We start from the raw sequence: 15,582 nt of genomic DNA on the forward strand, positions 1-15,582 counted from the left end.
TAAATCACTTTTTTTCACTCAATGACTCAGGCATAAAAGAGTCATCGCGATTCACCCTTAAAATATGAAGACTACTGAAATAATGTAGGTTTTTCAGCAGCCGGGACACCTGATAAAAATGAAAAAAGAAATTACATTCACTATTAAGAGCATTCGTTTCGACGAAGATTATAACCCCTCGGAAAATACGCGTATTACGACTAACTTTGCCAATCTGGCGAGGGGCGAAAAACGTCAGGAAAACCTGCGCAACACTTTAGTGATGATCAATAATCGCTTCAATTCTCTGGCACACTGGGACAACCCAACCAGTGACCGCTACGCGGTTGAACTGGACATCATCACCGCTCAGTTGAATATCAGTAGTGAAGGAAAATCCGACACCTTCCCGGTGATTGAAATATTAAAAACCAATATCGTCGATAAAAAAACCAACGAACGCTTTGAAGGCATTCTGGGAAATAATTTTTCCTCTTATGTTCGTGATTATGATTTCAGCGTTGTGCTACCTGAGCATAATAAGGACAAAGCCGGATTCAGCCTTCCGGAGAATTTTGGCGTATTACACGGTGATATCTTTAAGCGTTTTATTACTTCAGATACCTACAAACAGTATTTTAATAAGACACCGGTTATCTGCCTGAGCGTTTCAAGTAAAAACACCTATTACCGTACCGGCAATCAACATCCTGTTTTAGGCATCGAATATCAGCAGGATGAGCCTTCCCTGACGGATGAATATTTCGCCAAAATGGGACTGCGTGCCCGCTACTTCATGCCTGAAAACAGCGTTGCGCCGCTGGCGTTTTACTTCAGTGGCGATTTGCTAAGTGATTACACCAATCTTGAGCTGATCAGCACCATCAGCACCATGGAAACATTCCAGAAGATTTATCGCCCTGAAATTTACAACGCGAATTCACCGGCGGGAAAACAGTATCAGCCGAGTTTGAATTTCCAGGATTATTCATTAACCCGGATTGTTTATGACCGGGAAGAACGTAGTCAGCTGGCTGTTGAACAGGGGAGGTTTACTGAAGAGCAATTTATTAAACCTTACCAAACCGTTCTTAAACAATGGTCTGCTGAACCCGTTCTCTGATTTACCCAAAAAAATATAAGGTCACCTGTGATGAAAAAATTATTACCGACATCGACTGCGGGCAGTTTACCGAAGCCCTCCTGGATTGCGCAGCCAGAAACACTCTGGTCGCCGTGGAAACTGGAAGGTCAGGAATTAGTTGACGGGAAACTCGATGCGCTGCGTTTATGTCTGGAAGATCAACAACAGGCCGGTATTGATATCGTCAGCGATGGCGAGCAAACGCGTCAGCATTTTGTCACCACATTTATCGAGCATCTCGAAGGCGTGGATTTCGAGAAGCGTGAAATCGTCAAGATCCGCAACCGCTATGAAGCAAGTGTGCCAACCGTTGTCGGGCCGGTGAGCCGCAAGAAGTCCGTTTTTGTCGAAGATGCGAAGTTTTTACGTAAGCAAACCACGCAGCCGATCAAATGGGCCCTGCCGGGACCGATGACCATGATCGACACGCTCTATGACAATCACTATAAAAGCCGTGAAAAACTCGCCTGGGAATTCGCTAAAATTCTCAATGAAGAAGCCAAAGAATTAGAGGCAGCGGGCGTCGATATCATCCAGTTCGATGAACCGGCCTTCAACGTGTTCTTCGACGAAGTTAATGACTGGGGCATTGCCACGTTAGAAAGAGCTATCGAAGGGCTGAAGTGCGAAACGGCTGTCCACATCTGCTACGGCTACGGCATCAAAGCCAACACCGACTGGAAGAAAACGCTGGGCACAGAGTGGAGACAGTACGAAGAGATCTTCCCGAAACTGCAAAAATCTAATATCGATATTATCTCGCTGGAATGCCATCACTCGCATGTTCCGATGGAGCTGATGGAGCTGATCCGCGGTAAAAAAGTGATGGTTGGTGCTATCGACGTAGCCACCAATACTATCGAAACACCGGAAGAAGTTGCCGCAACGCTGCGTAAAGCGCTGCAATTTGTCGACGCCGACAAACTTTATCCGTGCACTAACTGCGGCATGATCCCGTTACCGCGTGGCGTGGCACGCGGCAAGCTGGATGCGTTAAGCGCCGGTGCTGAAATCGTGCGTAAGGAACTGCTGGCGAAATAACGTGGTCAGCCAGCACAAAGCTGAAAAGAACATAGTCTGAGTTGAGCGATCAAAACGGTCGCCAACTCACTACCCCGCTATCGCTCCCCTCCGTTTAATTTTCTTTTAACTCAGGACACCGGCAATTTGTCCAGAATCGCCTGGGCAGTATTCACATCTGTCACCAGCGAATTGATCATTCCTGAGCGCACTGCGCCAATAATCCCCGCGGCTTTTTCGGGGGTGGCGGCCACACCAATGGTTAGCGGCGTTTTGCGCAGCTGTTCTGCCGAGGCGGCAATCATTCTTTCTTCCCCTTCCCAATGCAGTAAATCGCCAGATTCGGTGAAGTAATGACGCAGCACATCCCCCGCTGCATCACTCAGCGCCTGCTCACCCGGTGTTGCCGTGGTGGATTCACTCGGTTTAGGGGTATGCGTCAGGCCTACACCGACAATCGCCGCATCGAGCCGATCCCACAGTGAAATAATTTCCTGCACACTCGGGTCTGCGAGAAACGCATCACGCAATTCCGCCGATGAAAGATAAGGGGCGTGCAGAAAATACGGCGTGCCTTCCATCTGTTCTGCCGCACGACGCACGAACTCGGTTATCTGGAAATGCGGGGCCGATTGTTGCATACCCCCGTTGAGCGCGACGGTCATAATGCCCGGCAGACGCGGCATACCCGCCAGCGTCACTTCCCGCACGGCCCTTCCCCAGCCGATACCGAGCACTGATCCGGCACCTAAACCGGCTTCCTGTAACAAAGAAGCCAGCGGTGTCGCCAACGCGCCCAGCACGTTGCCCGGTGGCGCATCCACCACATAAGCGTGTCTGAGTCCGAGGCGTTTCATCAGGTCAGTTGTCATGTCTTCCGGCGACGATAAACCCACCACTTCGATGCGCACAATCCCTGCCGCACGGGCTTTATTCAGCAACCGGGAAATGGTTGCCGTCGACACATCCAGCTTGCGTGCAATCTCCACCTGAGACATATCAGACTCGTAATGCAGCTTCGCCACCAGATGCATCATGGCACGCGTTGCTGCAATATCTTGCAAAATTGGCTCTTTCAGCTTGAAATTCCTTTCAGTAATGAATTACACTCAAATCGTCGATTGAGGGATTATTGCGCAACACCTGTAAAAATGCAATGTGCCGGATCGGGCCTCAACCCTAGTAAAACGGCGTGTTACGCGATTTTCCGCCCCTTTTCGTCAGGGGGCAAAGACAGAACGTCCAGTGTAATCGAGATTTTTTCATCTGTAATAAATTTCACGCAAAGGAGAGTTCCATGTCAAAAATGTCTACTTCAGAATTACGCAGTTATCAGCAGATTTGCGGCAAGAACGGTGCGATGCTGGTGATCGCCTGTGACCAGCGTGGCGCCATGCGCAGCCTGCTCGCCAGCGACCCGCAACAACAATCCGCCATTTCTGAGCACGAACTCGGGCTTATCAAAGCCGACATCACCCAATATCTCGCCAGTAAAGCCTCCTGTGTGTTGGTCGATCCGGTTTGCGCCGTCCCGCAACTGGTGGATAACGGGATTATTGCCCGCGACACCGCGCTGCTCATTGGCCTTGATGCTTCTGGCTGGGATAATTCGCCGGAAGGTTATCGTCTGTCACGCCTGGTCGCTAACGTAGATGCACGCCGCGTACGTGAACTGGGGGCGACCGGTGGTAAAATCATGGTCTATCTGCGCTCCGATCAGGAAGCTGCTAACCGACATAACATTGATATTCTGCGTCAGTGTATTGAGGACTTCGCCCGCGAAGACCTGCTGCTGGTGGTGGAGTTTTTGACCTATAAACTCGACAACGAAACCGAGGAAGAATATAAAGAAAAAGTCCCGTCACTGATTTATGGCGGCACGAAGATTTGCCTGGAATGCGGCGCGAAAGTGCTAAAACTCCCTTATCCGGGCTCGAAACAAGCCTGTGCTGACATCACCAAACTTGCAGGGGTCGTGCCCTGGGCGGTGCTTTCAGCGGGCGTTGACCATTCCACTTTCCTCAAACAAGTAGCAGATGCCATGAGTGAGGGCGCGTCAGGCGTTATCGCAGGCCGTTCATTGTGGAAAGACTGCATTTCGCTGGATCGCAACGCAACGAAATCCCGTCTGGAATCGCTGGCAGTACCGCGTCTGAACGAGTTGCAGGCTGTCATTCAGCAGTATTTCCATGCACCGGCACATAACCAAACACAACAGGTGGAACATGTCTGATAACAGAAGCGCCTCACGAAATGGCTTTACCAGCAAACGCGTTATCCTGGTGAACGGGATCCCGGCGTCAGGTAAAAGCCGGCTCGCTGTTGAGCTTTCTGCACACAGCGGCTGGCTGCAACTGTCGCTTGATGGCATTAAAAATCCTTTTCTTCAGCGATTAGAGAACGTTGACCGCCCTTTTAACCGCGTACTTGGGCTGGCAAGCTATCAGGTTATCTGGGACATCATCGGCGGCGCACCACAGGGCAGCACTTTTATTGTCGATGCGTGGTTTGGTTTTCAGCCCCAGGAAGTCTTGCAGGATTATCTGCAACGGGCGGGCGTCACGCAGGTCGTGGAAATCTGGTGCCAGATTGATGCTGAACTGGTTGCCGGACGTTTTGCCTCACGACTGGGCGAACGTTTACCGGGACATGTCGGGGCAGAATATATTCCCGAATTAAAAATTCTTGCAGGAAATGCACGGCCAATAACATCAGGACCAGTTTATTCTGTTGATCAGAATGTTATTGAACGAAATAAGCCTGTAAATATTGTTGATATTCATCAGTGGATAATGAATTCATTCGACACACAAATTCAATGAAAGCTGACCAGAGGAAATATTCGTTTACCGAAAAAGTAAGTTAATTCTGATATCAGGACGTTGTTAAACCTCTGCTATCATTCATTCTTTCAGGTCGCCTGAAATTATTATCTTTCATTGATGGCTAACAGGACTGGATAGATCACAGTTTTTATTTTAATTAAATATCATACTGAGAAAATACCCTACTCTTATGAAGAGGCATTATGTTAAGCGACTGGATTAATGAAAATAACACGCAAATCATCAGTAAAATAGAAGACTGGAAAAGTGCAGTGGCATTTGCCGTGCAACCGTTAATTGATTCGGGCGCAGCGGAAAACCGTTATCTTCAGGCTATATATGATATGCACCGGGAAATCGGGCCTTATTATGTTTTGGGCGAAGGTATAGCAATGCCACACGCCCGGCCAGAAGAAGGGGTTAACCATACGGCACTGTCCCTGGTGATTGTTTCAGAAGGCGTTGAGTTCGGCAGTGAAGATAACGATCCGGTTTACGTCATCTTCGCGCTGGCCGCTGTGGACAGCCATTCGCACATAGAAATGATTGCCAGCCTTTCCCATCTGTTCTGTGATGACGAGGCGGCAGAGCGGTTAAAACGCAGTAAAAACAGACAGGAAGCATTAGATATCATCCGGCAGTTTTAAACGTGAAGTGAAAAGAGATAAACATAACCCTTTATGAACACCTACAAAGAACGTAAGGAAAAATGATGAAAAAGCTATCAATCCTGGCGGTATGCGGTGCGGGTCTGGGCAGCAGTTTTGCCTGTGAAATGAGTATCGAAGCAGCGTTAAAAGATTTGGGTGTGGAAGCCGATTTATCACATTGTGATATTTCCAGTGCCACGTCATCGAGAGCCGACATTATTATGACCGGCGAAAACTTCAGATCGCAATTCCAGCATTATACAATCAACGCCAACATTATTTATCTGAAGCGTCTGGTTGATAAAAATGAAATAAAGACCAAGCTGACTCCTATCCTTCAGGAAATGGGACATCTGGCCATTTAATAAATTATTATTTAAATTAAAAACACTTATAAATCGACAGAACAATTACCGTGAACTCTACAGGGGACGCTTATGTCTTTCCTTCACTTTATTGTCAATGATGTATTAGGCCAGGCATCAATATTAATATCACTGATCGCCATGATTGGCCTGATCGCATTAAAGAAAAGCACCGGACAAGTTATTACCGGTACATTAAAAACGCTTCTGGGCTTTTTGGTTCTGCTTTCGGGTGCCAGCATAATTGTTAATACCCTGACCTTTCTGGGTGAAATATTCCAGAAAGGATTTCATATGCGCGGGATTGTTACCGACGTCGGTTCGATTGCCGGTATCGCACAGCAAACTCTCGGGCGTGAAACGGCATTAATTATGGTACTGGCGTTTATCGTCAATATCCTGATTGCCCGCCTGACCCGATTCAAATATATCTTCCTCACCGGACAGGCGTCGCTGTGGATGGCCACGGTCTGTTCCGTCATCGGCTACATGGGCGGTCTGCGCGGTACCGAGCTTATCCTGACCGGCGGGATTATTGCCGGTGTAATGGCCGTCGGGATGCCGGTGCTGGCTCAGCCGATTGTGCGCAAAATTACCGGCTCCGATGACATTGCACTCGGCCATTTCTGCACTATCGGCTATATCGTGCAGGCCGGTGTGGCGAAACTTACCGGCGATGTCAGTAAAAGCACCGAAGACTTCGAGCTGCCGCAATCCTTCTCTTTCCTGCAAGACACCTATCTGTCGATGATGGTGGTGATGATCCCGATTTACCTGATCCCGGCAATTGCAGCAGGCCCAGAAGTCATCGCGCCTTATGCCAGCAGCGTTAACTATCTGGTCTATTCGTTCCTGCAATCCATTCAGTTTGTGGTCGGCGTTTACGTGCTGCTGTCAGGTGTCCGCCTGCTGCTGGCGGAAATCGTCCCGGCTTTCCGCGGTATCGCCCTGCGTATTGTGCCGAACGCCATTCCGGCGCTCGACTGTCCGGTGCTTTTCCCCTATGCCCCGAACGCGGTCATTATCGGCTTTATCTCGACCACCATCGGTTCCGTCATCGGCATGTTCCTGTTCCCGAGCCTCGGACTGGCGATGATCTTACCGGGCATGCTGACCAACTTCTTCGCGGGCGGCACGGCGGGCATCTTCGGTAACGCCGTCGGCGGGCGTCGCGGCGCGATTATCGGCGGGATTTTCCACGGCCTGTTTATCACTTTGCTGCCGGCTCTTTTACTCCCACTGCTCGGCAAGTTCGGTTTCTCGAACGTGACTTTCAGTGATTCGGACGTCATCAGCGTCGGGCTGGTATTTGGTCATATCCTTAACTTCTTCCATTAAGCGAGCCGGAGGTCATGATTATGGACACTCGTATTGAGCAAATTTTAGCGCAGCAACTGCCGCCTCAGGAGTCGGCGAAAGCGCTTAACGAGCTGGGAAAACAGTATCAGGAGCAGCAGGATCTGGATGCCGCAATTGCCTGCTGGGAGCAAAGCATGGCCTGTTACGGCAAACCGGGATTTGCACAAGCACAGTTGATGAAAGCCTACAACGCGCGGCGTCGTCAGTGCTCAGAGGCCGGTGACGGCAAAGGGCTGGAAGCCTATTCAGAAAAAATTGATGCGCTGATGCAGCAAAGTAAAGATGCTATCCGTTACGGATTTTAAGCCACGGTAAATCCGGATAATCTGTTCAGTTAACCCCTTAAGAAGCCGCCGCGGATAACGCCGCGGCTTCTTTATTTTTTCCTAGGGGTTAACGCCCTTCACCAGCACCGGCTGTTCGCTATAATCGGCCGGGAAATGCTGTTTCAAATCTTTTATTTTCGGCAGATCGTTCACCACAATGTACGGATAGTCCGGGTTATCGTTTAAGAAGTTTTGGTGATAAGCCTCAGCCGGATAAAAGTGTGCATTGTTTTCCACTTTCGTCACCAGCGGTTCGCTGTAACTGTGGCTGGCATCGAGCTGGGCAATGTACGCTTTCGCCACGTCGGCCTGCGCCTGATTGAGCGGGAAAACCGCCGAACGATACTGACTGCCGGTGTCCGGCCCCTGACGGTTCAGTTCCGTCGGGTTATGTCCCACTGAGAAGAAAATATGCAGCAGTTCACCGTAACTCACCTGCGTCGGGTCAAACGTGACTTTGACGGATTCTGCGTGGCCGGTATCGCCGTTGCTCACCTGTTCATAACTCGCCGTTTGTGCCTCGCCTCCGGCATAACCCGACACCGCGCTGGTCACGCCTTTCACATGCTGAAACACGCCCTGAATCCCCCAGAAACAGCCACCGGCAAACAGCGCCGTCTCGCTGTGCGACGTTCCCGCAGGCTCATCTTTTGCCGGTGCCGGGATCACCACCGCCGGTTCTGCGCCACCGCCCCACGACCAGGCGTTATTTTGAAAGGCAAAGGCTGAAGCCAGCACCAGTCCGGCGATCAGGCTGTAATTTCGCAAGCTGCGCACTTTTTTGGATGCATTTTTCATTATGAATGTCCTGACTGATTAAGCTTTCGGAGTGAACGTCATCGCCAGCCCGTTCATGCAATAACGCAGGCCGGTTGGCTGCGGGCCGTCATCAAATACGTGTCCCAGATGCCCGCCGCAGCGGCGGCAATGCACCTCATCGCGCACCATGCCAAACGAGGTATCCCGGCTGGTCAGCGCGGCATTGGGTAACGGCTTCCAGAAACTCGGCCAGCCTGTATGGCTGTCGAATTTGGTCGCAGAGGAAAAGAGAGGAAGATTGCAACCCGCACAGGCAAACTCGCCCGCCCGATGTTCGTTATTCAGCGGGCTGGAATAAGGCCGTTCGGTGCCCGCCTCGCGCAAAATGTGGTACTGATCATCGTTGAGCTTCTGATGCCACTGCTCATCGGTCAGGGTAAATTCAAACTTTTCGGCTTTCGCCTGGGCATCCGCTTTACGCGGGAAAAAAGACGGGATCAGCCCCATGACAGCGACCGCAGAAACCGCACTGCTGCCCAGCAGGAAATTGCGTCTGTTAATCATTTTTTGCCACCGTGCCGGTTGTTGTCGATGGCATCAGACTACAAGGGGAGGGATTACGGAATCCTCGCGGAGAGTTAACAGTTTTGTGATAAATGGGGGATGGCAGTTGCACTGCGGGGCTCGGGTAAAGCTGGGATTAGGTAGTTTCGGTTTCTCACGTGCGGTGACTGCTCAGCAATTGCCGCCGAAACCGACCAAAGAGGGCTATGACGAGCCCTCTTTGGAATCTCCACGCCTTAAACTGCGCGCTCCGCTTGCTGGCTATGTTTCAGTCGCCGCAGCGACAGGCTGGAAATCTTGCCGCGTTGCGGTGCCTTCACTCGGTCCTGAAGCCTCTGGTCTTCAGGCCGCTCCGTTCAGCAAGATTTCTGAATCGCCCGCAGCATTTTAAAAGATAAAAAATGTGAGGTTGTCAAGTATAAACCTGAGGCCGGTTCCAAAATCACGCCGGAGGAGAGGTGTAAAACCGCGCGGTAGTTTGCGCGGGTTGTAACCCGAACGGAGGGCACCGCGCAGCGGCGGGATTTTGCGGCTATCACTGTGTTAACTGAAACATAGCCAGCAAGCGGAGCGCGCAGTAAAAAAGCGGGGAGAGATCCAAGAGAGGGAAAGCACTTCCCTCTCTTGGGCGGTTTCGGCGCAGCGCGTTAAGCAGTCACCGCACGTGAGAAACCGAAACTGTTACCTTACTGTTCTAAACAGCCGCCCATTGCAGCGGCCATCTGCAACCGAAACTGTCACCTTACTATTTTTATAAGATCGCCTTAGCACTGGCATCCGCGCCACCGCGGATAAACACCGGGATTTCACTCATTGGCGCGGCGACCGTAACCGCCCTTCCACCTTCATAGCGTTCCCCATTCAGCGCCACCCACGTCTCTCCCGCCGGTAACCACACTTCCCTCTCCCGCTGACCCGCGTAGAGGACCGGCGCAACCAGAATGTCGGCGCCAAGCATGTACTGGTCTTCAACCTGCCAGCTTTCGGGCTGATGCGGATACTGGTAGAACATCGTGCGCATCGCCGGATCGCCATTTTCGTGGGCTTGCTGCATGACGCGGCTGATGTAAGGACGCAGTTTTTCGCGCAGGAACAGGCCGCTTTTCATCAGCTGGTAATTCTCTTCGCCGTAGCTCCACACTTCATTCGGCGCCCCGCTGTTGCATTGGGCGATGCCGTCACGCCACGGCTCTGATGGCTGGATTTGTGGTTCGCGGTAACCGTGCAGACGCATCACAGGACAGAATACACCCCACTGGAACCAGCGGATCAGCAGTTCCTGAAACGCCGGATCGTTGACGTTGCCGCCCTGGAAACCGCCGATATCTGTCGTCCACCACGGGATACCCGCCAGTCCCATGTTCAGTCCGGCGGCAATCTGATTGCGCAGCGCGTGGAAGGAGGAATGGATATCGCCGGACCACGCCAGCACGCCGTAACGCTGGCTTCCCGCCCAGGCACAGCGCACCAGATTGACGATTTCGTGCTCGCCTTCCTGTTGCAGGCCGTCGTAAAAACCTTGGGCAAATTTCTGCGGATAGATATTGCCGACTTCCAGCACAGGCCCGAGGTGATAACGATAGTTATCAAAATCATAGGCGCGGTATTCCGGCTCGGCTTCGTCCAGCCAGAAGGTGCGGATCCCCAGGTCGTAATAGTTTTGCTTCACTTTTTCCCAGACAAACTGACGTGCGCCTGGATGGGTCGCATCGAAGAACGTGCAGTTGCCGAGGAAATCCAGATTCACTGACACGCCACGGTCGGTATTCACCAGATAACCTTTGGATTTCATCTCTTTGTAGTTATCGGTGCGGCTGTCCACCGTCGGCCAGACCGAGACCATCGTTTCGATGCCCAGCGATTTCAGTTCCGCGACCATCGCTTTCGGATCCGGCCAGTCCACCGGGTCAAAACACCAGGTGCCCTGATTCGGCCAGTGGAAGAAGTCGATCACAATCACTGAAATCGGCAGGTGACGGCGCTTGTATTCACGCGCCACTTCCAGCACTTCCTGCTGCGTGCGGTAACGCAATTTACACTGCCAGAAACCGGTGGCGTATTCCGGCATTAACGGCGCAGTACCGGTCGCGCAACCGTACTGATGCATGATGTCAGCCGGCGTATCACCGGCGGTTATCCAGTAATCCATCTGCTCTGTAACCTGCGCTTCCCAGCGGGTAATGTTCTTGCCGAACGTCGCCTCGCCAATTGCCGGATTATTCCACAGCATCCCGTAGCCAAGGCTCGAGAGCATAAAGGGTACGCTGGCCTGCGAGTTGCGCTGCGCCAGTTCCAGCGTGCAGCCTTTCAGATCCAGACAGCTTTGCTGATATTGCCCCATGCCGTAGATTTTCTCGTCGGAGCGCGACTCAAAACGCACGGTGAGCTGATGCTTGCCGCCGGGAATAGCCTTAAATTCGCGCGCATCCATTTTCAGCGCACTGATGTATTTGTCCTGACTTTTCTCCGTCGCGCCGATACCGACCGTCGAACGCTGACGCCAAAACTCCTCGAGGATCAGCTCACCGCGCTGGTTATAAAATGCCAGCTGCCCTTTTATATTGACCGTCGCCGTTATGTTGCCGTTGCGGATGCTCAGCGTTTCCATGCCACGGCTGATGTCAGTTTGCGGCTGTTCGGTTTGCGGCAGCAGCGCCCAAAGATGTTCATTCAGTTCAGGCCGGCAGGTAGCACGCACGCGCAGGCTGTTTTCACCCCAGGGTTCAATCACCAGCGTTTGCTGATCGAAATGCCAGAGGATACGGTTTTTTTCGGCGATTAATTCGCTCATGCGGACTCCTGTGTATGCAAGGTGGCCTGAGGGACAGGCTCGTGTTCCCGTGAAATTTTGGACTGGTTAATCTGTTTCATGGTCGCGTCGTTAAGCTTGTACCAGCGCATCGACAGCGCGCTGAACATCGACAACACGCCCGGCACCAGTGAGAACAGCGCGATAATTGACAGCATCGCGGCGGTATTTTGTTGCGCGGCGTGTGGCACGTAACCGCTCATGCCGAGGGTCCAGCCAACGACTGCCCCGCTCACCGCCATCCCCATTTTGAGGATCGCCAGCAAGGTCGAGAACACCGTGCCGTCCATGCGTTTGCCCTGTTTGTATTCGCCGTAATCCACCACGTCGGACATCATCACCCACATCAGCGTGGTCGTGACCTGATAGAACGTGGACACCAGCAACGTCATGCCGACCAGCAGGGAAATCCACGCCGGAACGAAGAATATCGCCATGCTCAGCAAGCCGGTCAGAATGGCGCACAGCGTAAACGCCGCCAGTTTGCTGCGGTTGCGGGTCAGCGGTTTGACCATCAAACTGCCTAGACTTTTACCGATAATGTGCGCCGCCAGCAGCCACATAAAGTAGCTGGCATTGCCAAGATAATAAGTGACGTAATACATCATCGCGCCAAGGCGGACGACGCCGAATGAGATGTTGAAGAAGATCAGGGCCGCGACCACACGCCACTGATCGTTTCGTACTAAATCGCGCAGATCGGAGAGGAAATTCTCGTGCGTTGGCGGTGCGCTGATACGTTCTTTCGTATTGAGAAAACACAGCAGGAACATCACCACGGCAATCGACGCCATGATGGCCATCGCGCCGAAATAGCCGTCGAGTTTATTGCCGCCGCCCATCATTTCTGCCAGCGGCATCATCAGGAACGTGGACATCGCGCCGCCGAGCGTGGCGAGGAAAAAGCGGTAGGATTGCAGAGAAATACGCTGGGTATTATCGGGCGTAATGATCGCCCCCATCGAGCAGTAAGGAATGTTGATGGCGGTATACATCAGCATCATCACGCAATACGTGACGCTGGCATAAACCATTTTGCCGCCCAAAGACAGCGATTCCGGCACCGCATAAACCAGTAAACAACTGGCACCAAATGGCAGCGCGAGCCAGAGAATATAGGGGCGGAACTTGCCAAAACGGGTTTGCGTGCGGTCGGCAATCAGCCCCATTGCGGGGTCAACAATCGCATCCGCGACGCGTGCGACCAGAAACATTGTCCCGACGAAAACCGCCGGTAATCCCACAACATCGGTGTAATAAAACGTCAAAAATATAATCACGTTATCCAGGCCAATATGGCTCGCCATATCTCCCAGACCGTAGCTGATTTTTTCTTTTACGGATAACTTCGCCGTCATTTTTCGTCCTGCCTTTTGTAGGGTTAAACACAAAAAAGTCAGTCCGTCCGTGGCCCGAGGACTTGTTATAGAATGGTTAAAAGGCCGTCACAATTGCGAGATGTTATAAATTTCTTATGTTTTTTGATTAATGTGATACCGGTAACATGGATATGATCAAAAAAAAATGAGGCAGTCCGAAGACCACCTCATTTCTGTTACTGCACCGACCGGTTACGGGTCGATAATCACATCATTTCCCGTCAGGCGTGAGTGACAGGTTTCTGTTCTGAACTGGCCTGTGCGTTTTCCAGCATTCTGCGTACCGGAATAATCAGCACGAACAATACGGCAGCACAGATAAGCAACGCGATGGAACAACGCGCAAAGAGATCAGGCAGCATATCCAGCTGATCGGCTTTCACGTGACCGCCGATCAGACCCGCCGCCAGGTTACCCAGCGCACTGGCACAGAACCACAGCCCCATCATCTGACCGCGCATTCTCTCCGGTGCCAGCAATGTCATGGTCGCCAGACCGATCGGGCTCAGACACAGCTCGCCAAGCGTCAGCATCAGAATACTGCCCACCAGCCAGAACGGTGAAACGCCTGCGCCGCCGCTGTTCAGCACGTTCTGCGCCGCCAGCATCATCAGGCCAAAGCCTGCCGCTGCGCACAAAATACCGATAATGAACTTGGTGATGCTGCTCGGACGGATGTTTTTACGTGCCATCATCGGCCACGCCCAGCTGAATACCGGTGCCAGCAGAATGATAAACAACGCATTGACAGACTGGAACCAGACCGCCGGGATTTCAAAATCGCCGATCATGCGGTTGGTGTAGTCATTCGCAAACAGGTTGAACGAGGTCGGTTTTTGCTCGAACGCAGACCAGAAGAACGCAGCGGAAACCAGCAGGATAAAGCAAACCAGCAGTCTGGCGCGCTCTTTGCGGTTAAGCCCGGCGAACAGGAACAGGTAGATAAAGTACAGGGCGACGGATGCCGCAATCACATAAACCAGCACGCTGGCGACAGCGACCGGATTGATGACAATCACGCCCTGCGCAATCAGCGTTACAACGACAGCCACGCCGACGGCCAGCGCCAGTAACCAGGCACCGACGCCGTTTTTCTTCGCGACAGGATTGTTCCAGGTGGAATCCAGACCGACTTCGCTGTCATAGCGTTTCATTGCCGGTACGGCATAAACGCGGAAGATAATCAGCGCCACCAGCATACCGATACCACCGATACCAAAGCCCCAGTGCCAGCCATGCGATTTTATCAGCCAGCCGGAAATCAGCGGTGCGATAAACGACCCCATGTTGATGCCCATATAGAACAGCGAGAAACCGCCGTCACGGCGTGCGTCGCCCTTCTTATACAGCGTGCCGACCATGACCGAGATACAGGTCTTGAACAAGCCGGAACCCAGCACGATAAACATCAGGCCGATGAAGAACAGGTTGTCGCCCATAAACGCCGACAAGGCAATCGCCAGGTGACCCAGCGCAATCAGGATCGAGCCGTACCAGACTGCACGTTGTTGCCCAAGCCAGTTATCTGCCAGCCATCCGCCCGGCAGCGCCGCGAGATACATACAGCCCGCAAAGATACCGACGATGGCCGATGCGTTTTCACGCGCCAGTCCCATGCCGCCGTCATACACCGTCGCTGCCATGAACAGGATCAGTAAGGGACGGATACCGTAAAACGAGAACCGCTCCCACATTTCTGTGAAGAACAGAGAACCCAGCGGATAAGGATGACCGAAGAACGTCCGGCTCTCGTTTTTGTGATCAGAGGAATGCATAAACTCTCCAAAAGGTGTGTCGTAGTGTTTGTAAAATCTCAATGCCTGGCGGTTATCATTTCGCCGCTCTTTAACATTCAGAAATTATTATTTGCCATTAGAAACTAGTTTTGTCTGGCGAGAACTGCAGAACTTTTAGAGGAAAAGTCGACAACTGTCTACCTTTACAGAGTTTATGTTGGCAAAAATGTGGGACTATTCAGGAGAAAAAAGAAGGGGGTTTTCAGGGAAATAGAATTTTAACTACTTGATTTCAGGAATTTTCTTAGAGATTACCTAAACTGTTTTTACGCGAAAAGTTTATGTTCAGATGAATTTCCGTAAAAACGGCTTCTGAAGCTTCTCCTCCCTGTTTTCAGAGGGAGGAGAAAGTCACATTACTCCGCCAGAAGTGGCGGGATCGACGGCACCATCGGCGCGTTGTCGATATCGGCCTGCGTCATCTTAAACGCTTCGGGATAATGTTCGCGGCTGGTGCGGCGTAACGGCTCGGTAGAACGCCAGGTGTATAAACAACGCTGGCACTGATGCACGGTCCAGACACCTTTCACCGGGGACACGGCCATCAGTTCGATATGCTCATCGGCACAACGTGGACAAATCATAATCACTCCTTACTATCTTTAAT

At 51.9% G+C, this 15,582-nt stretch carries 16 protein-coding genes; 9 read left to right on the forward strand and 7 right to left on the reverse strand.

Features of this window, described 5'->3' with window-relative positions:
• Positions 1-118: 118 nt before the first annotated feature.
• Together ACM615_RS05140 and ACM615_RS05145 are read left to right on the forward strand one after the other, a co-directional pair.
• Positions 119-1,102: a DUF1852 domain-containing protein gene (locus tag ACM615_RS05140; RefSeq protein WP_431011558.1), complete on the forward strand. Its 984-nt coding sequence runs from the start codon at positions 119-121 to the stop codon at positions 1,100-1,102.
• A 30-nt stretch (positions 1,103-1,132) separates the two neighbouring features.
• Complete coding sequence (locus ACM615_RS05145) at positions 1,133-2,164, forward strand: methionine synthase (protein ID WP_113876461.1); 1,032 nt, start codon at positions 1,133-1,135, stop codon at positions 2,162-2,164.
• 110 nt (positions 2,165-2,274) lie between these two features.
• Here ACM615_RS05145 and ACM615_RS05150 read toward each other — a convergent pair whose 3' ends face one another.
• Positions 2,275-3,207 (reverse strand): sugar-binding transcriptional regulator, encoded by a 933-nt coding sequence (locus ACM615_RS05150; RefSeq protein ID WP_113876462.1) that lies wholly within the window; start codon positions 3,205-3,207, stop codon positions 2,275-2,277.
• A 233-nt stretch (positions 3,208-3,440) separates the two neighbouring features.
• Here ACM615_RS05150 and ACM615_RS05155 point away from each other — a divergent pair, with 233 nt between their 5' ends.
• The 6 genes from ACM615_RS05155 to ACM615_RS05180 all read left to right on the forward strand — a co-directional run bounded on the left by ACM615_RS05155 (position 3,441) and on the right by ACM615_RS05180 (position 7,647).
• Entirely contained in the window at positions 3,441-4,376 is a 936-nt protein-coding gene (locus tag ACM615_RS05155; RefSeq protein WP_119824137.1) for a tagatose-bisphosphate aldolase, read from the forward strand.
• Positions 4,369-4,965, forward strand: a complete 597-nt coding sequence (locus tag ACM615_RS05160) for an AAA family ATPase (RefSeq protein WP_431011559.1) — start codon at positions 4,369-4,371, stop codon at positions 4,963-4,965. Before ACM615_RS05155 ends, ACM615_RS05160 begins: the two co-directional genes overlap by 8 nt.
• A 206-nt stretch (positions 4,966-5,171) precedes the next feature.
• A complete protein-coding gene (locus ACM615_RS05165) occupies positions 5,172-5,615 on the forward strand; it encodes a PTS sugar transporter subunit IIA (RefSeq protein WP_113876465.1) in 444 nt (147 codons plus the stop codon).
• A 65-nt stretch (positions 5,616-5,680) separates the two neighbouring features.
• The gene (locus ACM615_RS05170; protein ID WP_113876466.1) at positions 5,681-5,983 is read left to right on the forward strand and encodes a PTS sugar transporter subunit IIB; all 303 of its coding nucleotides are present in this window, start codon (positions 5,681-5,683) and stop codon (positions 5,981-5,983) included.
• 72 nt (positions 5,984-6,055) lie between these two features.
• The gene (locus ACM615_RS05175) at positions 6,056-7,321 is read left to right on the forward strand and encodes a PTS sugar transporter subunit IIC (protein ID WP_431011560.1); all 1,266 of its coding nucleotides are present in this window, start codon (positions 6,056-6,058) and stop codon (positions 7,319-7,321) included.
• Positions 7,322-7,341: 20 nt separating this feature from the next.
• Entirely contained in the window at positions 7,342-7,647 is a 306-nt protein-coding gene (locus ACM615_RS05180; RefSeq protein WP_113876641.1) for a hypothetical protein, read from the forward strand.
• A gap of 81 nt (positions 7,648-7,728) precedes the next feature.
• Here ACM615_RS05180 and msrA read toward each other — a convergent pair whose 3' ends face one another.
• Positions 7,729-8,466 (reverse strand): peptide-methionine (S)-S-oxide reductase MsrA, encoded by a 738-nt coding sequence (gene msrA, locus ACM615_RS05185; protein ID WP_132964722.1) that lies wholly within the window; start codon positions 8,464-8,466, stop codon positions 7,729-7,731.
• A gap of 18 nt (positions 8,467-8,484) precedes the next feature.
• Positions 8,485-8,991 (reverse strand): peptide-methionine (R)-S-oxide reductase MsrB, encoded by a 507-nt coding sequence (gene msrB, locus ACM615_RS05190; protein ID WP_129639515.1) that lies wholly within the window; start codon positions 8,989-8,991, stop codon positions 8,485-8,487.
• An 85-nt stretch (positions 8,992-9,076) separates the two neighbouring features.
• On the opposite strand from msrB, the gene ACM615_RS05195 reads away from it, so the two are divergent.
• Entirely contained in the window at positions 9,077-9,382 is a 306-nt protein-coding gene (locus tag ACM615_RS05195) for a hypothetical protein (protein WP_431011561.1), read from the forward strand.
• 360 nt (positions 9,383-9,742) lie between these two features.
• Here the strand turns inward: ACM615_RS05195 and ACM615_RS05200 are convergent, their stop codons facing one another.
• The 4 genes from ACM615_RS05200 to ACM615_RS05215 all read right to left on the reverse strand — a co-directional run bounded on the left by ACM615_RS05200 (position 9,743) and on the right by ACM615_RS05215 (position 15,559).
• A complete protein-coding gene (locus tag ACM615_RS05200; protein ID WP_431011562.1) occupies positions 9,743-11,782 on the reverse strand; it encodes a glycoside hydrolase family 31 protein in 2,040 nt (679 codons plus the stop codon).
• Positions 11,779-13,158, reverse strand: coding sequence for a glycoside-pentoside-hexuronide (GPH):cation symporter (locus tag ACM615_RS05205; protein WP_431011563.1), 1,380 nt, complete (start codon positions 13,156-13,158; stop codon positions 11,779-11,781). The genes ACM615_RS05200 and ACM615_RS05205 overlap by 4 nt, the downstream gene beginning before the upstream one ends.
• A 242-nt stretch (positions 13,159-13,400) precedes the next feature.
• Entirely contained in the window at positions 13,401-14,954 is a 1,554-nt protein-coding gene (locus ACM615_RS05210; RefSeq protein ID WP_129639518.1) for a peptide MFS transporter, read from the reverse strand.
• 377 nt (positions 14,955-15,331) lie between these two features.
• Positions 15,332-15,559 (reverse strand): non-oxidative hydroxyarylic acid decarboxylases subunit D, encoded by a 228-nt coding sequence (locus tag ACM615_RS05215; RefSeq protein ID WP_112289696.1) that lies wholly within the window; start codon positions 15,557-15,559, stop codon positions 15,332-15,334.
• Between the last annotated feature and the right edge of the window lie 23 nt (positions 15,560-15,582).

Origin of the sequence: Rahnella sp. PAMC25617, from assembly GCF_050606005.1 — a bacterium.
Lineage (GTDB): Bacteria > Pseudomonadota > Gammaproteobacteria > Enterobacterales > Enterobacteriaceae > Rahnella > Rahnella variigena.